Annotated in this window: 20 protein-coding genes; 15 read left to right on the plus strand and 5 right to left on the minus strand. The window is 72.6% G+C overall.

Annotated features, from left to right (window positions below):
• Complete coding sequence (locus AAC944_RS28610) at positions 1-393, minus strand: CU044_2847 family protein (RefSeq protein WP_030613251.1); 393 nt, start codon at positions 391-393, stop codon at positions 1-3.
• Between the two features lie 227 nt (positions 394-620).
• Between AAC944_RS28610 and AAC944_RS28615 the strand changes: the two genes are divergently transcribed.
• The 7 genes from AAC944_RS28615 to AAC944_RS28645 all read left to right on the plus strand — a co-directional run bounded on the left by AAC944_RS28615 (position 621) and on the right by AAC944_RS28645 (position 7287).
• Entirely contained in the window at positions 621-1394 is a 774-nt protein-coding gene (locus AAC944_RS28615) for a GntR family transcriptional regulator (RefSeq protein WP_037771956.1), read from the plus strand.
• Positions 1395-1577: 183 nt separating this feature from the next.
• On the plus strand, positions 1578-1919 hold the full coding sequence (locus tag AAC944_RS28620; RefSeq protein ID WP_030613246.1) for an ArsR/SmtB family transcription factor: 342 nt from the start codon (positions 1578-1580) through the stop codon (positions 1917-1919).
• A 129-nt stretch (positions 1920-2048) separates the two neighbouring features.
• Positions 2049-3065: a sugar ABC transporter substrate-binding protein gene (locus AAC944_RS28625; RefSeq protein ID WP_030613243.1), complete on the plus strand. Its 1017-nt coding sequence runs from the start codon at positions 2049-2051 to the stop codon at positions 3063-3065.
• Positions 3066-3210: 145 nt separating this feature from the next.
• Positions 3211-4224, plus strand: coding sequence for a sugar ABC transporter substrate-binding protein (locus AAC944_RS28630; protein ID WP_030613241.1), 1014 nt, complete (start codon positions 3211-3213; stop codon positions 4222-4224).
• Positions 4221-5291 (plus strand): ABC transporter permease, encoded by a 1071-nt coding sequence (locus AAC944_RS28635; RefSeq protein ID WP_030613239.1) that lies wholly within the window; start codon positions 4221-4223, stop codon positions 5289-5291. The genes AAC944_RS28630 and AAC944_RS28635 overlap by 4 nt, the downstream gene beginning before the upstream one ends.
• Complete coding sequence (locus AAC944_RS28640; protein WP_051871656.1) at positions 5288-6139, plus strand: ATP-binding cassette domain-containing protein; 852 nt, start codon at positions 5288-5290, stop codon at positions 6137-6139. Before AAC944_RS28635 ends, AAC944_RS28640 begins: the two co-directional genes overlap by 4 nt.
• Before the next feature lie 167 nt (positions 6140-6306).
• A complete protein-coding gene (locus tag AAC944_RS28645; protein ID WP_368396488.1) occupies positions 6307-7287 on the plus strand; it encodes an NADP-dependent oxidoreductase in 981 nt (326 codons plus the stop codon).
• A 37-nt stretch (positions 7288-7324) separates the two neighbouring features.
• Here the strand turns inward: AAC944_RS28645 and AAC944_RS28650 are convergent, their stop codons facing one another.
• Together AAC944_RS28650 and AAC944_RS28655 are read right to left on the minus strand one after the other, a co-directional pair.
• Complete coding sequence (locus AAC944_RS28650; protein ID WP_030613231.1) at positions 7325-8083, minus strand: MBL fold metallo-hydrolase; 759 nt, start codon at positions 8081-8083, stop codon at positions 7325-7327.
• Positions 8084-8181: 98 nt separating this feature from the next.
• On the minus strand, positions 8182-9156 hold the full coding sequence (locus AAC944_RS28655) for an NAD(P)/FAD-dependent oxidoreductase (RefSeq protein WP_030613228.1): 975 nt from the start codon (positions 9154-9156) through the stop codon (positions 8182-8184).
• Positions 9157-9247: 91 nt separating this feature from the next.
• Here AAC944_RS28655 and AAC944_RS28660 point away from each other — a divergent pair, with 91 nt between their 5' ends.
• Positions 9248-9895, plus strand: coding sequence for a maleylpyruvate isomerase N-terminal domain-containing protein (locus AAC944_RS28660; protein WP_030613225.1), 648 nt, complete (start codon positions 9248-9250; stop codon positions 9893-9895).
• An 86-nt stretch (positions 9896-9981) separates the two neighbouring features.
• Here AAC944_RS28660 and AAC944_RS28665 read toward each other — a convergent pair whose 3' ends face one another.
• The gene (locus AAC944_RS28665; protein ID WP_030613222.1) at positions 9982-10212 is read right to left on the minus strand and encodes a chaplin; all 231 of its coding nucleotides are present in this window, start codon (positions 10210-10212) and stop codon (positions 9982-9984) included.
• A 237-nt stretch (positions 10213-10449) separates the two neighbouring features.
• On the opposite strand from AAC944_RS28665, the gene nsrR reads away from it, so the two are divergent.
• The 7 genes from nsrR to AAC944_RS28700 all read left to right on the plus strand — a co-directional run bounded on the left by nsrR (position 10450) and on the right by AAC944_RS28700 (position 17187).
• Complete coding sequence (gene nsrR, locus AAC944_RS28670) at positions 10450-10893, plus strand: nitric oxide-sensing transcriptional repressor NsrR (protein WP_030613219.1); 444 nt, start codon at positions 10450-10452, stop codon at positions 10891-10893.
• 94 nt (positions 10894-10987) lie between these two features.
• Positions 10988-12178, plus strand: coding sequence for a globin domain-containing protein (locus AAC944_RS28675; protein WP_030613217.1), 1191 nt, complete (start codon positions 10988-10990; stop codon positions 12176-12178).
• Between the two features lie 207 nt (positions 12179-12385).
• Positions 12386-13507, plus strand: coding sequence for an ROK family glucokinase (locus tag AAC944_RS28680; protein ID WP_030613215.1), 1122 nt, complete (start codon positions 12386-12388; stop codon positions 13505-13507).
• Positions 13504-14166, plus strand: a complete 663-nt coding sequence (locus AAC944_RS28685; RefSeq protein ID WP_037771954.1) for a hypothetical protein — start codon at positions 13504-13506, stop codon at positions 14164-14166. Before AAC944_RS28680 ends, AAC944_RS28685 begins: the two co-directional genes overlap by 4 nt.
• 209 nt (positions 14167-14375) lie before the next feature.
• Positions 14376-15662, plus strand: a complete 1287-nt coding sequence (gene pcaDC / locus AAC944_RS28690) for a bifunctional 3-oxoadipate enol-lactonase/4-carboxymuconolactone decarboxylase PcaDC (protein WP_030613211.1) — start codon at positions 14376-14378, stop codon at positions 15660-15662.
• Between the two features lie 64 nt (positions 15663-15726).
• A complete protein-coding gene (locus AAC944_RS28695) occupies positions 15727-16368 on the plus strand; it encodes an MBL fold metallo-hydrolase (RefSeq protein WP_030613208.1) in 642 nt (213 codons plus the stop codon).
• A 39-nt stretch (positions 16369-16407) separates the two neighbouring features.
• Positions 16408-17187 (plus strand): exodeoxyribonuclease III, encoded by a 780-nt coding sequence (locus tag AAC944_RS28700; RefSeq protein ID WP_030613206.1) that lies wholly within the window; start codon positions 16408-16410, stop codon positions 17185-17187.
• Positions 17188-17227: 40 nt separating this feature from the next.
• On the opposite strand, the gene AAC944_RS28705 is transcribed toward AAC944_RS28700, so the two are convergent.
• Positions 17228-19018, minus strand: coding sequence for an SGNH/GDSL hydrolase family protein (locus AAC944_RS28705; protein WP_030613203.1), 1791 nt, complete (start codon positions 19016-19018; stop codon positions 17228-17230).
• Positions 19019-19125 lie beyond the last annotated feature (107 nt).

Raw genomic sequence — 19125 nt, forward strand, 5'->3', positions numbered from 1 at the left:
TCAGCCGTCCTGGGGGGCGGTGCCCGGCAGCTGCCAGCTGGCGGTGATCTTCATGGCGGCCTGGGTGCTGCCCCCGGCGATGCCGAGCTTGAGGTCCTGCCCGATCTGCACGCCGAACTCCACGGAGAGGTCGTGCGGGGGGTTCTCCGTGCGCGCGACGGAGTCGTGGACCTCCTGGAGGAGCGGGCCGAGCGGGCTGAGCACCGCGCGCAGCCCGTCCCCGGCGAGCGCGGCCACCCGCTCGCGGGCCCGGCCCACCGGCTCGACGGTGCCCGCGCCGTCGGGCAGATCCGGCCGGGCGGCCGGCACGGTGGGCGCCGGCGTCCCGACGGGGGCGAGGGTGAGGCGGACCAACGTCTGGTCGGACAGGTGCAGTTCGGCGTACTCCGGCATCCGTCCATTGTGCCGTCTGCCACCTCTGTGGCCACCCGTTTCTCGCGATCCGGGCGCGTCAGGACGCGGAGATGGCCAGGCGTCAGGAGCCGGCCGGCCGCCGCGCGCCCGTGCAGGAACGTACCGTCGGGCCGGGAGCCGGAGAGGCCGGAGCGCAGCAATCCTATGTCAGGACATTGTGACCTCTGGACTTCCCGTCATGGGCGTGGGCGGATACCCTCGACCGCGTGGGGAAACGAGAAGCAGTGACCGAGGGCGCCGAGGGCCCTGTCCAGTTCAGCGTCGACCGGAGCAGCCCGGTCCCGCTGTACTTCCAGCTGTCCCAGCAGCTGGAGGCCGCGATCGAGACCGGCAAGCTGGCCCCGGGCAGTCTGCTCGGCAACGAGATCGAGCTGGCGGGCCGGCTGGGCCTGTCCCGGCCGACCGTCCGGCAGGCCATCCAGTCGCTGGTGGACAAGGGGCTGCTCGTCCGCCGCCGCGGCATCGGCACCCAGGTCGTGCACAGCCAGGTCAAGCGCCCGCTGGAGCTGAGCAGTCTCTACGACGACCTGGAGGCGGCCGGCCAGAAGCCCGCCACGAAGGTGCTGCTCAACACCACCACCGAGGCCACCGCCGAGGTCGCCGCCGCGCTCGGCGTCGCCGAGGGCGCGGAGGTCGCGCTCGTCGAACGGCTCCGGCTCACCCACGGCGAGCCCATGGCGCACCTGCGCAACCACCTCCCCCTCGGGCTGATCGACCTGGAGACCGAGCAGCTGGAGACCACCGGCCTGTACCGCCTCATGCGCGGCGCCGGGATCACCCTGCACAGCGCCCGGCAGGCGGTCGGCGCCCGGGTGGCCGACGCGGCGGAGGCCGAGCGGCTGGCCGAGGAGGAGGGCGCCCCGCTGCTCACGATGCAGCGCACGACCTTCGACGACACCGGCCGCCCCGTCGAATTCGGCTCGCACGTCTACCGCGCCTCGCGGTACGCCTTCGAGTTCCAGCTCCTCGTACGGCCCTGAGGCCACGGGGGCCGGGATGTGCCGGACCGGAGCCGGCCGGGGAATCCCCAGTGCTCCGCAGCCGGTATTCATCGGCACGGGCACACAGTGGGACAGTGTCCTCAAGGAGTGCGGCAGCGGGTGCGCCGGACGTGGACGGTGGTGGACTCGTCGCACGGAGGTGACGGACGGGAGCTGACCACGGTGCAGGTGCCCCTTTACCAGGCGAAGGCCGAGTTCTTCCGGATGCTGGGGCATCCGGTGCGGATCCGGGTGCTGGAGCTGCTCCAGGACGGCCCGATGCCGGTCCGGGAGCTGCGGGCGGCGATCGACGTCGAGCCGCCCAGCCTCTCCCAGCAACTGGCGGTGCTGCGGCGGTCGGGCATCGTCACGGCCACCCGGCAGGGCTCGACGGTGATCTACGCGCTGGCGGGCGGCGACGTCGCGGACCTGCTGCGGGCCGCCCGGCGCATCCTGACCGAGCTGCTGGCCGGGCAGAGCGAACTGCTGCGGGAGTTGCGCGAGGTGGAGGCGACCACCCGGTGACGGCCCCGCCGTGCCCGCTCGCGGCGTATCGCGTACGAATGTTCTGACAAACCATTGACGTGGTGTGTCGCACGCCGCTAGAACTCCTCCTGCCGCAACCGGGCGGCGGGGGAACGGAGGCGGTCCACGATGCGTACCGTACGTACGACCCGTACGACCCGCCGGAGGGTGCGCGCCGCCGCGGCGGTCCTCGCGGCGCTCGCGCTCGCCGCCGGCTGCAGCGGCTCCGGAGGGAAGCGGTCCGAGGGGGCCGCGTCCGGCGCCTCCGGGAAGGCCGCCGGCGCGCCCCGCATGACGATCGGCATGGTCAGCCACTCCGGCGAGGGCGACACCTTCTGGGACATCGTCCAGACCGGCGCCGAACAGGCGGCGAGGAAGGACGGTGTGACATTCCTCTACGCCAACGACAAGGAGGGGTCCCGCCAGGCGGAGCTGGTCCGCAGCATGACCGACCAGAAGGTCGACGGGCTGATCGTGACGCTTGCCAAGCCGCAGGCCCTGAAGTCGGCCGTCCGGGCCGCCGTGAAAGCCGGCATACCGGTGATCACCATCAACTCCGGCGGTGAGTTCTCCGCGCCGTACGGCGCCCTCACCCACATCGGCCAGGACGAGTCCGTCGCGGGCCGGGCGGTCGGCGAGGAGCTGAACGCGCGGGACCGCAAGAAGGCGCTGTGCGTCATCCACGAGCAGGGCAACGTCTCCCTGGAGGACCGCTGCGCCGGTGTGAAGAAAGCTTTCGACGGTACGGTCGAGAACCTGAACGTCGACGGGACCAACGCCCCGTCCTCGCAGTCGTCGATCGAGGCGAAGCTCCAGTCGGACAAGGACGTCGACGCGATCGTCACGCTGGGCGCACCCCTCGCGGCGATCTCGGTCAAGGCCCGGGAGCAGGCCGGCAGCGCCGCGCAGATCGCGACCTTCGACCTGAACGCCGCCGTGGTCAGGAGCCTGAAGGCGAAGGACATCACCTTCGCCGTCGACCAGCAGCCCTACCTCCAGGGGTACGAAGCGGTCGATCTGCTCTGGCTGAACCGGACCAATGCGAACGTACTGGGCGGCGGCCGTCCGGTGCTCACCGGGCCCGCCGTCGTCACCGGCAAGGACGTACCCGCGCTGGAGAAGTACACCGCTCGCGGGACCCGCTGACCCCAGGACGAACAGGCATAACGGATACTTGGCGGTTGGGCCCGATCCGTCGGGCCCACGGAATGACCACGGACAGTGAGATCCACAGCGATCCACCGATCCGAAGAGAAGCGATCCAGCGATCCAACGAGAAGGGCACGACCTCGTGGCAAGGGTTCGGACAGGGGCACGCGCGCTCGGCGCGGTGCTGGCAGGGGTGCTCGGCCTGGCCCTGGCGGGCTGCAGCGCCACCGGCGGCAAGCGGGCCGAGGAGGCGCGCGAGGCCCAGGCGGCCGGCGGCCGGGCGGCCGTGAACACCCCGAAGTGGACCTTCGCCATGGTCAGCCACTCGGGTGACGGCGACACCTTCTGGGACATCGTGCAGAACGGCGCCGAGCAGGCGGCCGCCAAGGACAACATCAAGTTCGTCTACGGGCACGACGAGGAGGGCAGCCGGCAGGCGCAGCTCGTGCAGTCCTACATCGACCAGAAGGTCGACGGGCTGATCGTCACGCTCGCCAAGCCGGACGCCATGAAGGGCGCGCTGGCCAAGGCCGAGAAGGCCGGCATCCCGGTGATCACCGTGAACTCCGGTTCCGAGGTCTCCGAGAAGTACGGCGCGCTCACCCACGTCGGCCAGGACGAGTCCATCGCGGGTGAGGCGGTCGGCGAGGAGCTGAACAAGCGCCACAAGAAGAAGGCCCTGTGCGTCCTGCACGAGCAGGGCAACGTGGGCCACGAGCAGCGCTGCGACGGCGCCGAGAAGACCTTCGACGGCACGCTGAAGCGGCTGTACGTGGAGGGCACCAACATGCCCGACGTGCAGTCCTCCGTGGAGTCCCAGCTCCAGGCCGACCCGAAGATCGACTCCGTGGTCACGCTGGGCGCGCCCTTCGCCGCCACCGCGGTGAAGGCCAAGGAGCAGGCGAACAGCGACGCCGAGATCGACACCTTCGACCTGAACGCGCAGGTCGCCGACGGCCTGAAGGACGGCTCGCTGGGCTTCGCCGTCGACCAGCAGCCCTACCTCCAGGGCTACCAGGCGGTGGACCTGCTCTGGCTGTACAAGTACAACTCCGACGTCCTCGGCGGCGGCCGTCCCGTGCTCACCGGACCTCAGGTGGTCACCAGGAAGGACGCCGGCGCGCTGGCCGAATACACGAAGCGGGGGACCCGATGAGCACCGCCGCACCACCAGCGGAACCGCAGCCCACGAAGCCGACCGAGGGCCCGGACGAGCGCCTCGTGCACCGCTCGCTCGCCCGCCGCCTGATGGGCCGCCCCGAGCTGGGCGCGGTGGTCGGCGCGATCGCCGTCTTCCTGTTCTTCTCGTTCGCTGCCGACACCTTCCTGCGGGCCGGCAGCCTCTCGACGGTGCTGTACGCCTCCTCGACGATCGGCATCATGGCCGTACCGGTCGCGCTGCTGATGATCGGCGGCGAGTTCGACCTGTCGGCCGGCGTGATGGTCGTCAGCTCGGCGCTGGTCTCGTCGATGTTCAGCTACCAGATGACCGCCAACACCTGGGTGGGCGTCGGGGTGTCCCTGCTGGTCACCCTCGCCATCGGGGTGTTCAACGGCGTGCTGCTGACCCGGACGAAGCTGCCCAGCTTCATCATCACGCTCGGTACGTTCTTCATGCTGACCGGCCTGAACCTCGGCTTCACCAAGCTGATCAGCGGCACGGTCTCCACGAAGTCCATCGCCGACATGGAGGGCTTCGAGTCGGCCCGGGTGCTCTTCGCCTCCCACCTCACGATCGGCGGCGTGGACATCCAGGTCACGATCATCTGGTGGATCGCGCTGATCGCGCTCGCCACCTGGATCCTGCTCCGCACCCGCGTCGGCAACTGGATCTTCGCGGTGGGCGGCAACGCGGACGCGGCCCGCGCGGTCGGCGTCCCGGTCACCAAGACCAAGATCGGCCTCTACATGGGCGTCGCCTTCGCCGCCTGGGTCTCGGGACAGCACCTGCTGTTCTCCTACGACGCGATCCAGTCCGGCGACGGCGTCGGCAACGAGTTCCTCTACATCATCGCGGCGGCCGTCGGCGGCTGCCTGATGACCGGCGGCTACGGCTCGGCGATCGGCGCCGCGGTCGGTGCCTTCATCTTCGGCATGACCAGCAAGGGCATCGTGTACGCCCAGTGGAACCCGGACTGGTACAAGTTCTTCCTCGGAGCGATGCTGCTGCTCGCCACGCTCCTGAACGCCTGGGTACGCAAGCGAGCGGAGGCGAACAAGTGAGTACCGCGACCGACGGGGACGCCCGTACCGACGCGTCCCGTACGCCGCTCGTCGAGCTGAGGGACGTCAGCAAGTTCTACGGCAACGTCAAGGCCCTCGAAGGGGTCTCGCTGGAGGTGCACCCCGGTGAGATCTCCTGCGTCCTCGGTGACAACGGCGCCGGCAAGTCCACCCTCATCAAGATCATCGCGGGGCTGCACCAGCACGACGCCGGCACCTTCACCGTCGAGGGCGAGGAGACCCGGCTCTCCTCCCCGCGCGAGGCCCTGGACCGCGGCATCGCCACCGTCTACCAGGACCTCGCCGTCGTCCCCCTGATGCCGGTCTGGCGGAACTTCTTCCTCGGCTCCGAGCCGACGAAGGGCGTCGGCCCCTTCCGGCACCTCGACGCCCGGACGATGCGCGAGACCACCCGGTCCGAGCTGCTGCGCATGGGCATCGACCTGCGCGACGTGGACCAGCCCATCGGTACTCTCTCCGGCGGTGAGCGGCAGTGCGTGGCCATCGCCCGCGCGGTCTACTTCGGCGCGAAGGTGCTCGTCCTGGACGAGCCGACCGCGGCGCTCGGCGTCAAGCAGTCCGGCGTGGTCCTCAAGTACGTCGCCGCCGCCCGGGACGCGGGCCTCGGCGTGGTGCTGATCACCCACAACCCGCACCACGCCTACCTCGTCGGTGACCGCTTCGTCCTCCTCAAGCGCGGCACCATGGCCGGCAGCCACCTGAAGTCGGAGATCGCGCTGGAGGAGCTGACCCGCCAGATGGCCGGCGGCAGCGAGCTGGAGCAGCTCAGCCACGAACTGGAGCGCGCGCCGTCCCCGGAGCACCTGGGCGGCCACCCCCGGCACTGAGAGCCTGTGCGGCGTACGGGCCGGGAGCGCGGCGAGGGTACGCGGGTACCGGTGCGGCGCGCGGGGCGGCTTCCGCGAGGGCACCGGTTCCCGGCGGTAGCTTCGCGGTGCGGGCGTCCGCGCCCCGCGGCGCCCGCCCCGTACCGCACCCGCACAGGAGGCCCGACATGACCAGTGCCCCGAGTGGCGAGACCACCATGCGCGCGATCACCCAGGACGCCCTCGGCGGCCCGGACGTGCTGCGGATGACCGAGGTGACGCGGCCCGAACCGCTGCCGACCGAGGTGCTCGTACGGGTGCACGCGGCCGGCGTGAACCCCATCGACTGGAAGACCCGCCAGAGCGGCGGCCTCGGCGTGCTCGGCGACCCGCCGTTCACCGTGGGCTGGGACGTCTCCGGCGTGGTCGAGGCGGTCGGCTTCGGCGTGCACACCCTCGCGGTGGGCGACGAGGTGTACGGGATGCCGTGGTTCCCGCGCCAGGCCGCCGCCTACGCCGAGTACGTCACGGCCCCCTCCCGGCAGTTCGCCCGCAAGCCGGCCCTGCTGGACCACGAGCACGCGGCGGCGGTGCCGCTCGCCGCGCTCACCGCCTGGCAGACGCTGGTCGACGCGGCCCAGGTGACCCCGGGGCAGCGGGTGCTGGTCCACGCGGCGGCCGGCGGCGTCGGCCACTTCGCCGTGCAGTTCGCCAAGTACCTCGGTGCCCATGTCATCGGCACCGCGAGCGCTGCCAAGCACGACTGGCTGCGCGGCCTGGGCGCGGACGAGCTGGTCGACTACACCGCCGTACGGTTCGAGGAGGCGGTGAGCGACGTCGACGTCGTCATCGACCTGGTCGGCGACGACAAGGACGACACCAGCACCCGGTCGCTGGGCACGCTCCGCTCCGGCGGCCTGCTGATCGCCGTGCCCTCCGGCGTCGCGCCCGAGCTGGTGGACACCGCCCGCCAGCTGGGCCTGCGGGCGTGCGGCTTCCTCGTGGAACCGGACGGCGCGGCCCTGACCAGGATCGCCGAGCTGATCGACGAGGGCGTGGTGAAGGTGGCGGTGGAGGACGTGCTCCCGCTGGCGCACGCGGCCGAGGCGCACCGCCGCGGCGAGACGGGCCGCACCCGCGGCAAGCTCGTCCTGCGCGTGACGGACTGACGGCGCGCGACGGCCGCACGGCGCCGCCCGCGGTACGTCAGCGCTTCGACAGCTCCAGTTCCCTGGCGTGCCGCGCCGCCGCGGCGGCCGCGCCACGGTGCACCGGGCCGTGCCCGGGCAGCACGACGTCGGCGTCCAGCTTCTCCACGATCGCCAGCGACTCCAGCGCCCGCGCGCGGTCGGTGTCGAACATCCGGGGGAGGAGCTGCGGGCCGCGCAGCCGTGCCGTGGGGTGGCCGGTCACCAGCCCGTCGCCGGTGATCACCACGCCGGTCTCCGGCAGGTGGTACGCGCAGTGCCCGCCGGTGTGCCCCGGCGTGTGCACCGGTACCGGGCGGCCCGGCAGGTCCAGCGCGCCGTCCCCGGGGAACGGCTGCGGGTCGGTCACCCGTACGTCCGTGAGGCCGCCCGACCGTACGGCGTGCACGATCCAGGGGAGGACGCCGGGCCGCCAGGCGTTCTTCGCCACCTCTCCGACCGACACCTGGTGCAGGAACTCCCGCCGTGCGTGCGGCACCTCCGCCTCGTGCATCAGTACCGGGACCCGGTGGTCGCGCGCGAACCGGTCGGCCGAGCCGATGTGGTCGCTGTGCGCGTGGGTGACCAGGATCGCCGCCACGGCGGACGGCCGGTGGCCCAGCGCGGCCAGCGACGCCACCACCTGGTCGTGGTCGCCGGGGTAGCCGGTGTCCACCAGCGTCACGGCGTCGCCGTCCTCCAGGATCACCCAGTTCGTGTTCGAGCCGTGCACCAGGTACGTACCGGTGCCGACCTGTACGAGTGCGTCCTCGCGCATCGCCCGCCCCCTGTTCACTCCGAGAAGCCGTTACGGATCTTGTGTCCGCCAGCCCGAGCGTAGCCGCCCGGCCGGGTGCCCAGGGAATCGGGACATTCTCAGCCCGGCCCCCGGCGGGCCGCGACCGCCTGCCGGGTGTCCTCGTCGACCAGGTCCGAGTTGATCTCCTGGGCGGCCTGTACCCCTGCCGCCGCGGCACCGATGACCTGGTCGCTCAGGGAGGTGACGTTGCCGGCCACCCACACCCCGGGGACGTCCGTGGCGCCCGAGGGAGCCGCCGGTACGGAGCTGCCCACCACCTCCCCGGCCGACCGCTCCTCCTCGGCGGCCACCCCCAGGGACGCGAGGACACCGGCGCGTGCGGTGAACCGCGGCTCGACCACCAGAGCCTGACAGGGCACCCGCCGGCCGTCCGCCAGCCGCACCCCGGCCAGCCGGCCGTCCACCGCCTCCAGGCCGGCCGCCGGCCCCGGCACCACGCAGACGCCGCGGGCGGCCAGCCGCTCGTACTCCTCGGCGCCGGGCTCCGGCGAGAGGTGCAGCAGCAGCGTCACATCGGCGCTCCACTGGCGCCACATCAGGGCCTGCCGGGCGGCGAGCGGCCCGGTGGCCAGCACCCCGATCGCCCGGTCCCGTACCTCCCAGCCGTGGCAGTACGGGCAGTGCAGCACGTCCCGGCCCCACCGCTCCGCCAGCCCCGGCACGTCGGGCAGCTCGTCGACGAGGCCGGTGGCGACCAGCAGCCGGCGGGCCGTGACCGGCGGACCCGACTCCAGGGAGACGCGGAAGCAGCCGGCCCGCCGTTCGGCCGCCACCGCCACGCCCGGTGCGATCTCGCCGCCGTGCGCGGTCACCTCGGCGCGGCCGGCCGCCAGCAGCTCGGCCGGGGGAGTGCCGTCGCGGGACAGGAAGTTGTGGGTACGCTCCGCCGTCGCGTTGCGCGGCCGGCCGTCGTCGAGCACCAGGACGGAGCGGCGTGCCCGTGCCAGGGTCAGCGCGCCGCTGAGCCCCGCCGCCCCGCCGCCGATGACCACGACGTCGTACTGCCGTTCGTCCCGTGCGTGCGCAGCCATGGTCCGACTCTCCTCCGGTGCGTCGTCCGGTACCACCTGACGGCCGGTAAAACATGTACTCCGAACGGGTGGGCGTTGGTAGCGTCCGGTCATGTCCCACTCAACCGGAACACCCGTCGGCCCCGTCATCGCCGCCGACGTCGAGCAGGCCGTACGCCTGGCGGTCAGCACCTTGCGCAGCGCGGTCGCCGCGGACTGGAGCGTGCCGGCCGGCTCCCTGGAATGGGACTGCTGGGAGACCGCCGAGCACCTCGCGGACGACCACTTCGCCTACGCGGCCCAACTGAGCCCGGACGTGCCGCCGGTGGACACGCACGTGCCGTTCCGGTGGACGCAGGCACGGCCCGGCGGTCCGGGGAACGCGTTCTTCGCCGACCGCGCGGCGGGCCCGGCCGGGCTGCTCGGGCTGCTGGAGGCGAGCGGGGGGATCCTGGCAGCCGTCGTCCGCACGGCGTCGCCGGACAAGCGCGCCTACCATGTCTTCGGGGTGTCCGACCCGGAGGGATTCGCGGCGATGGGGGTCGTCGAGACCCTGGTCCATACGCACGACATCGCCGAGGGACTCGGTCTCGCCTTCACGCCGCCGGAGGATCTGTGCGGCCGGGTGCTGGCCCGGCTCTTCCCGGACGCGCCCGACGGCCCCGACCGCTGGTCGGCGCTGCTGTGGTGCACCGGCCGTACGGAGCTGCCCGGCCGTCCGCGGCTCACGAAGTGGCGCTGGTACGGCGCTCCGCGGTGATTGAAGCGGTGACGGCGGGGGCCTGACGTCAGAAGGGTGGTGCCGGCCCACGAGGGGCCGGCACCACGGTGGGACGAGGCGTCAGGTCACTTGTTGGCGCACTGCCCGCTCGTGGGGTTGAGCAGCGAGATCACGTGGACCCCCGTGCCGCAGACGTTGAGGGGCACGTGGACCGGCACCTGGACGGGGCCGGAGATGAGCCCCGGCGACTGGTGGCTGCTGCCCTGAGCGCCCGAGTCGGCGGCGGCGGCGCCGGCGCCACCGACGATGGCGGCAGTGGCCAGGACGGCCGCAGCTGCGGTGGTACGGATGCGCATAGCGTTCTCCTCACAGAGGGCGGAACATCAACGTGTCCCATCACAACCCACTGCGGCCACCGCGGCCCGTCGAGTACGCCCGTCAGGGGCATACCGCCCCAGAAAAACGCCTGTGACCTGGGCTTTCTTCGGGTCCCCCAACTGCCGGACGCGGGGGCGGTGCAGCGCCTCAAAGGGGCATTCCCGGCCACACGCCCCAAAGGCGATTCTTGTATGTGTATTTGATACGGTGCGGTCGTGCGGCTGACGAAGTTCACCGACCTGGCGCTCCGTGCCGTGATGCGCCTGGCGGTTTCCGAAGAAGGCGCGTACCCGGCCACCCGTGAGGTCGCGGACGCGATGAACGTCCCGTACACCCACACGGCGAAGGCCGTCACGCGCCTCCAGCACCTCGGTGTCGTCGAGGCCCGGCGGGGCCGCGGCGGCGGGCTCGGGCTGACCGTGCTCGGCCGGCAGGCCTCGGTGGGCTGGCTGGTACGCGAGTTGGAGGGCCCGGGCGAGGTCGTGACCTGCGAGGGCGACGCCCCTTGTCCACTGCGTGGTGCCTGCCGGCTGCGGCGCGCGCTGCGTGAGGCGCAGGAGGCGTTCTACGCCACCCTCGACCCGCTCACCGTGGCCGACCTGGTCTCCTCGCCGACCGGCCCGGTGCTGGTCGGCCTGGCGGACCGCCCGCCGGAGTGACCCGGGCGCGGCCCCGGATTCCGTAGGTCCACCGCAGGGATGCGGCCACCCACGCAGATAAATGCGAATCCAAGAAGCAAATTAAGGAGTCGTCGTGCTCTCGGAACAGTCCCGCTCCGTCGTCCGCGCCACCCTCCCCGCGGTCGGCGCGGCCATCGGTGAGATCACCGAGCTCTTCTACCGCAAGCTCTTCACCGACCGGCCGGAACTGCTGCGCGACCTCTTCAACCGCGGGAACCAGGCCACCGGCGAGCAGCAGCAGGCCCTCGCCGGGTCGATCGCCGCCTTCGCCGGACTGCTCCTGGAGCGCCCCGACGCACGGCCCGACGCGCTGCTCGGCCGTATCGCCCACAAGCACGCCTCCCTCGGCATCACCTCCGAGCAGTACAAACTCGTCCACCAGCACCTCTTCGCGGCCATCGCCGAGGTGCTCGGCGACGCCGTGGCCCCCGAGGTCGCCGCCGCCTGGGACGAGGTCTACTGGCTGATGGCCAACGCCCTGATCGCCACCGAGACCCGCCTCTACCAGGAGGCCGGCGTCCCCGAAGGCGGCACCTGGCGGCCCATGGAGATCGCCGAGCGGCACGAGGAGACCCCCGACGTGGTCTCCTTCCTCCTGCGGCCCGCCGACGGCGGCCCCGCCGGCCCCTTCACCCCCGGCCAGTACGTCAGCGTCCGGGTGGAGCTGCCCGACGGTGCCCGGCAGATCCGCCAGTACAGCCTCTCCGCAGCCCCCGGCGGCCCCCAGTGGCGGATCACCGTCAAGCGGGCGGCGGGCGACCCGGCGGGCGAGGTCTCCTCCTGGCTGCACGCGCACGCGCGCCCCGGTGACGTGCTCTCCGTCTCCGCGCCCTTCGGCGACGTGGTGCTGCCCGAGGGGGAAGGCCCGCTGCTGCTGGCCTCCGCCGGCATCGGCAGCACGCCCGTGCTGGCCATCCTCGGCCACCTCGCCGCCACCGGCTCCACCCGCCCGGTGGTCGTGCTGCACGGCGACCGCAGCCCGGAGGCCCACGCCCACCGGGACGAGCTGCGCGCACTGGCCGGCGCGCTCCCGGCCGCCGAGCTGCACCTCTTCTACGAGGAGCCCGGCGACGCGGCGCCCGAGGCCACGGCCGGCCGGCCCACCGTCGCCGACCTGGGCCTGCCCGAGGGGCTGACCGCCTACCTGTGCGGCCCGCTGCCGTTCCTGCGCGCCGTCCGCGGTGACCTGCTGCGCCGCGGCGTCCCCGCCGAGGCGGTCCACTACGAGGTCTTCGGCCCCGACCTCTGGCTCGGCCAGGACTGACCGGGCGGCGGCCCGGCAGCCCGCGGCGCACCGGCGCCCGCGGTTCCCGAAGATCCCGGACTTTGAGAAAGCCCACAGGTCAGAGGGTTGCGGTGCGCCGTGGGGCGGCTTTGATGCACAATCGCACGGCAGGTGGGCTGCGCCTGCCCGGATGTGACCCGAGGCCCATGGCCTCCCGAGACCGCACAGGGACGTGACGAGCCGAGCATGAGTACGTACCGGGACAGGGTGCACCGTGGATCGGCGCGGGCGACCGTGCTGCGCACGGTCGGCACCCGGGAACGCCGTTCGCACCTCAGCGCGCCCCGCGTGCCCACCGTCGGCATCGACATCGGCGGCACGAAGGTCATGGCAGGCGTCGTGGACGCCGACGGGAACATCCTGGAGAAGGTCCGCACCGAGACGCCGGACAAGTCCAAGAGCCCCAAGGTCGTCGAAGACACCATCACCGAACTGGTGCTGGACCTCTCCGACCGGCACGACGTGCACGCGGTGGGCATCGGCGCGGCCGGCTGGGTCGACGCCGACCGCAGCCGCGTCCTCTTCGCCCCGCATCTGAACTGGCGCAACGAGCCGCTGCGCGACCGGCTCGCGGGCCGCCTCGCGGTGCCCGTCATGGTCGACAACGACGCCAACACCGCGGCCTGGGCCGAGTGGCGCTTCGGCGCCGGGCGCAACGAGGACCACCTCGTGATGATCACGCTCGGTACCGGCATCGGCGGCGCGATCCTGGAGGACGGCCAGGTCAAGCGGGGCAAGTACGGCGTGGCCGGCGAGTTCGGGCACATGCAGGTCGTGCCGAGCGGCCACCGCTGCCCGTGCGGCAACCGAGGCTGCTGGGAGCAGTACAGCTCCGGCAACGCCCTGGTGCGCGAGGCGCGCGAGCTGGCCGCCGCCGACTCCCCGGTCGCGTACAACATCATCGAGCGGGTCGGCGGGCACATCCCGGACATCACCGGACCGCTGATCACCGAGCTGGCCCGCGAGGGCGACGCGATGTGCGTCGAACTGCTCGCGGAGATCGGCCAGTGGCTGGGCGTGGGCATCGCCAACCTCGCCGCCGCGCTCGACCCGTCCTGCTTCGTCATCGGCGGCGGCGTCAGCGCCGCCGACGACCTGCTCATCGGCCCGGCCCGGGACGCCTTCCGGCGCACCCTCACCGGGCGCGGCTACCGCCCCGAGGCCCGTATCGCGCTGGCCCAGCTCGGCCCCGAGGCCGGCATGGTCGGCGCGGCCGACCTCGCCCGGCTGGTGGCCCGCCGCTTCCGCCGCGCCAACCGCCGCCGCGTGGAGCGCTACGAACGCTACGAGCGGGCCGGCCGCCGATGACCGACCTGGAACAGGCACCTGTGAGCGAGCACCCCGAGCGCCCCGACCGCGACGGGGCCGCCGACGACCCGGGCCGCCCCGGGCCGTCCGGCCCCTCCGGCCCCGACGGGCCCGCAGCCCCCGAGGGCGGGGCACACGCGCCGCCGCCGAGCCGGCGCCGCCGCTGGCTGACCGCGTTCGTCGTCTTCCTGCTGATCGTCATCCCGGCCGGGTACCTCGCGATCTCCGCCGCGCAGAGCCGCGACAGCGGCCAGGAGAAGGAGGAGCGGGCCGCCATGGCGGGCCTCACCTGGCACTGGCCCTCCAAGGTGCAGCGGCGCATCTACGACGTGCGGATACCGGCCTACTCGTACCCGGTCGCCTTCTTCGAGACGAACTCCTTCCGGACCAGCTCGCTGTACGTGACGTTCCGTACCTCCCAGGAGGGCCTGGACCAGTTCCTGGGGAACTACGGGCGCACCCGCGCCGACCTGAAGAAGGACGACGTCACGATCTCGCCGGAGCAGGCGAAGCGGGTCAAGTGGGACTTCACGATCGGGGACGGCTACGCGGGCATGGTGCACGAGCAGAAGGCGCCGCGGCCCACGCAGCGGATAACGGTCGACTTCGCCGAGGACGGCCACCCCGTGGTGTACGTGGTGTCCACGACCAGGTTCTGAGCCGCCGCCGGCCGCAGCGGACAGCGCGGACGGCCGGGTTCCGGTGGCGAAACTCTGATGGAGAACGCCGACCTGATCACACTCGGGCGATCCCGGCCAGCCGGGTATGAGCCGATTCCACCGCCATGACCGACTGATCCGGCCACGGTGACGTCCGATTGCTGACCCGGGTGTCAGGAGTGGGCGGTTTGATTGGGTAGCGTGGCCGGGTGAGCGAGAAGACCCTGCAGCACCGGATCGACGGCCCCGACGACGCGCCCGTACTCGTCCTGGGTGCCTCACTGGGCACCACCTGGCACATGTGGGACCGGCAGATACCCGAACTGACCCGCCAGTGGCGCGTCATCCGCTTCGACCTGCCGGGCCACGGCGGCTCTCCCGCTTACCCCGCCGCCTCGGTCGCCGAGCTCGCCGACCGCCTGATCGCCACCCTCGACGGCCTCGGCATCGACCGCTTCGGCTACGCCGGCTGCGCCATGGGTGCGGCCATCGGCGCCCAGCTCGCGCTCGCCCACCCCCAGCGCCTCACCTCGCTCGCGCTGGTCTCGGCCTCCCCCCGCTTCGGCACCGCCGACGCCTGGCGGCAGCGCGGCGTGGTGATCCGCACCAACGGCCTCGATCCGATCGCCCGCAGCGCGCCCGAGCGGTGGTTCACGCCCGGCTTCGCCGCGGCCCAGCCCGCCATCATCGAGTGGGCCGTACAGATGGTGCGCACCACCGACCCCGGCTGCTACATCGCCGCCTGCGAGGCGCTGGCCGCCTTCGACATCCGCAACGAGCTCGGCCGGATCTCGGCGCCCACCCTCGTGGTCGTCGGCTCCGAGGACCTGGTCACCCCGACCGCCGACGCCCGCACCCTCGTCGCCGGCATACAGGACGCGGGTCTCGCCCTGGTGCCCGGCACCTCCCACCTCGCCCCGGTCGAGCAGCCGGCCGCCGTCACCGAACTGCTCATCCGGCACTTCTCCACCGCCTGGCAGGACAAGCCGGCCGGCCAGGCCGCGCTCGGCGCGACCCCGCCCAAGCCCGTCCTCGACCCGGCCCCGCCGCAGGCACAGCCCCAGCCGCCGGCCGTCGCCATCGAAGCCGCCGCCGAGCAGCCCCAGATGGTGCGCACCGGCTCGTACGAGGAGGGCATGAAGGTCCGCCGCGCGGTGCTGGGCGACGCGCACGTGGACCGCGCGGAGGCCGCCGCCGACGACTTCACCGGCGACTTCCAGGACTTCCTCACCCGCTTCACCTGGGGCGAGGTGTGGACCCGGTCGGGCCTGGACCGCCGTACCCGCAGCGTCATCACGCTCACCGCACTGGTCACCGGCGGCCATCTGGACGACCTGGCCGTCCACGTCCGCGCCGCGCTCCGCAACGGCCTCACCCCCGCGGAGATCAAGGAGACCCTGATCCACACCGCGGTCTACGCCGGTATGCCGGCCGCGGGCGCCGCCTTCACGATCGCCCAGCGCGTCATCCGCGAGGAGACCACGCCGGAGGAGTGACCCTGCCGGAGGACCGACCCCGCCGGTTCCGCGGTCGCACAGGTCCGCGCGGCAGGATGGGGCCATGGCACTCGAACTCACCAAGAAGACCCACGCCTGTGTCCGGCTGGCCAAGGACGGGCGGACCCTGGTCATCGACCCCGGTGGCTTCAGCGAGCAGGACGCGGCCGTCGGCGCGGACGCGATCCTGATCACCCACGAGCACCCCGACCACTTCGCCGAGGACCGGCTGCGGGCCGCCATGGAGGCCAACCCCGCCGCCGAGATCTGGACCCTGTCATCCGTCGCCGAGCAGATCTCGGCCGCGTTCCCCGGCCGGGTGCACACCGTCGGCGAGGGCGACACCTTCACCGCGGCCGGCTTCGAGGTGGAGGTGCACGGGCAGCTGCACGCCGTGATCCACCCCGACATCCCGCGGATCACCAACGTCGGCTACTTCGTCGACGGCACCGTCTTCCACCCCGGCGACGCGCTCACCGTCCCGGGCCGCCCGGTCGACACCCTGCTGCTGCCCGTGCACGCCCCCTGGAACAAGGTCTCCGAGATCATCGACTACGTGCGCGAGGTCAAGCCGCGGCACGCCATCGACGTCCACGACAGCCTGCTCCAGGACCACGCCCGGCCGGTCTACGACCGCATGATCGACCAGCTCGGCGGCACCGACCACGGCCGCCTCACCCCTGGTCAGGCCGCGTCCCTGGGCTGAGGACGGCGACTGTCGGAGGCGGACGGTAGGTTGGCACTCATGCGCATCGCGACCTGGAACGTCAATTCGATCACCGCCCGCCTTCCCCGGCTGCTGGCCTGGCTGGAGAACACCGGCACGGACGTGCTGTGCGTGCAGGAGACCAAGTGCTCCAAGGAGCAGTTCCCCTTCGACGAACTGCGCGAGCTGGGGTACGAGGCGGCGGTGCACGCCACGGGCCGGTGGAACGGCGTGGCCATCCTGTCCAAGGCGGGCCTGGCGGACGTGGTCGAGGGCCTGCCCGGCGACCCGACGTACGACGGCGTCGCCGAGCCGCGCGCCGTCTCGGCGACCTGCGGCCCGGTCCGCGTCTGGTCGGTGTACGTCCCCAACGGCCGCGAGGTCGAGCACCCGCACTACGCCTACAAGCTCCAGTGGTTCGAGGCGCTGAAGGCCGCGGTCGCGGGCGACGCCGCCGGCAGCCGCCCGTTCGCCGTCCTCGGTGACTACAACGTCGCGCCGACGGACGACGACGTCCACGACATCACGGCCTTCGAAGGCGCCACGCACGTCACGCCGGCCGAGCGCGCGGCCCTCGCCGACCTGCGGGGCGCGGGCCTGACGGACATCGTGCCGCGCCCCCTGAAGTACGACCGTCCCTTCACGTACTGGGACTACCGCGCCCTGTGCTTCCCGAAGAACCGCGGCATGCGCATCGACCTGGTCTACGGCAACGAGCCGTTCGCCAAGGCCGTCTCCGACTCCTACGTCGACCGCGAGGAGCGCAAGGGCAAGGGCGCTTCGGACCACGCGCCGGTGGTCGTCGACCTGGACGTGTGAGGGCCGGGCGGGGGCGTCCGCCGACGCCCCCGCGCCGCCGTCACGGCACGAGCTTGCGCAGCTCCACCGACTCCGCGAGGGCCTTGAGCCCCTCGTCGCCGGGGTGCAGGTGGTCGCCGCTGTCGTAGGCCGGCAGCATCCGCTGCGGCCGCTGCGGGTCACGGATGACCGCGTCGAAGTCCAGTACGGCGTCGACGGTCCCGCCGCTGTTCCGGATGAACGCGTTGACCGCCTGCCGCCGCTGGTCGACCTCCGGGTAGCAGTCGGGGTAGCCCTCGCAGGGCGCGACCGTCGCGGCGACCACGCGCAGCCCCCGCTCGTGCGCCCGCCGCGCGATGTTCCGGAGGCCCTCGATCACCTCGGCGGCCGAGGTGCCGGACCGCACGTCGTTGATCCCCTCGAAGACCACGACGGTACGGGCCGAGGTCTGGGCCAGTACGTCCCGCTCCAGCCGGTGCTGCGCGCTGACGCCGCCGGTGTCGGTGCTGATCCCGTCGCCCTTGTAGCGGTCGGTGACGATGCGGTTCGCCGAGATGCCGTGGTTGATCACGCCGTATTTGGGCAGTGCGGTCTGGTTCTGGAAACGCCGCGCCAGGGTGTCCGGCCAGCGCCGGTTGGCGCCCTGCGTCGACTTCACGCCGTCGGTGATCGAGTCGCCCAGCGCCACGATCGACCCCGGTCCGCCGGTGACGTCGACGCCGGAGAGGAACGGCCAGGTGGTGAGGGTGCCGGTGAAGGCCGCCGCGTCCGCGTCGCGGGTACGGTCCCCGCTGCCGGTCGCGGTCACGTACGACCGCTGGATGGCCTCCTTGTGCACGGGCGCGGCGCCGACCGGACCGGCGAGGTGGAAGCTCACCAGGAGGTTGGTGTCGGCGGGGACGGTGAACCGGACGGGATCGCTGAAGGCCTGTGCTCCGGCGGGGATACGGGTGCCGCGCTCGCCGCCGAAGGTGAGCGGTACGGGCTTGCCGGCCGCCTGCGCGCCGCTGCCCTGGACGGCGACGCTCGCCGCGCCGATGTCCACGGGTGTGGCCGCGAAGGTGTTCTCCAGCCGGATGCGGGCCTGCTTGCCGCCGGCCCCGGCGTGCACCACCAGCCGCAGCGTCTGGTCCCGCCACGGCCCGACCTTGGTGTAGCCGGCGCTGCTGGCCGCCCAACTCCCGGTCCAGCCAGGGGTGTCACGGCGCAGCGCCGCCGAGAAGACATGCAGGTCACGGCCGGGCCCGGGGTCCTTGGGAAGGACGACCGAGCGCACCTTCAGACCGCGACGCACCGGCACCGTCACCGCGTACAGCCGGACCGTTTCCGCGCGCTGTCCTGCCGCGGAGTTCACGTGCGGGAGCGCCACCGCCTTGGTGCTGAGCGGCCCGGTCCGCCAGTCGGGCGCGGTCAGCTCGTACGTGCTGCGCGACCCGTCCTGGTACCGGACCGTGCCGGTGCCGGTGACGTCCCCGCCGGTCGCGGCGACCAGGAAGGTCAGTGCGGTGCCGCTGCCCGGCAGGAGGACCGCCTGCCCGTCGGCCCGTACGTTGTCCGGCTTGCCGGGCGCGGTGCGCGGCCAGGTCAGCCGGGTCGCGTCGATGTCCAGCGGCCGGCCGGGCGTCCAGCCGGCCGCGGCGAGGTCCTGGGCCGACAGGGAGTTGCCGGCGCCGTCGAAGTCCGCGCCGCCGGTTCTGGTGTCGTCGCTGACCGCGGTGTTGTCGAAGAGTCTCGCCAACGGCCGGGGCGCGGCGTCGCGTTGTGGAACGGCGGCGGTCGCCGGGACGGCGGTCCCCGCGACCGTGAGGGCGAGAGCGAACGGAACGGTGGTGCTCCATTGTCGTACGCGCATCAGACGTCTCCTCGGGAGGCGGGTGAGCCAGGGGATGAGCACGATCCGGTCGAGCCGACACGAGCGCCATGAACGTAGAGAGACGGGTGGGGGGCGTCAAGGAAGGA

Origin of the sequence: Streptomyces sclerotialus (assembly GCF_040907265.1) — a bacterium.
Lineage (GTDB): Bacteria > Actinomycetota > Actinomycetes > Streptomycetales > Streptomycetaceae > Streptomyces > Streptomyces sclerotialus.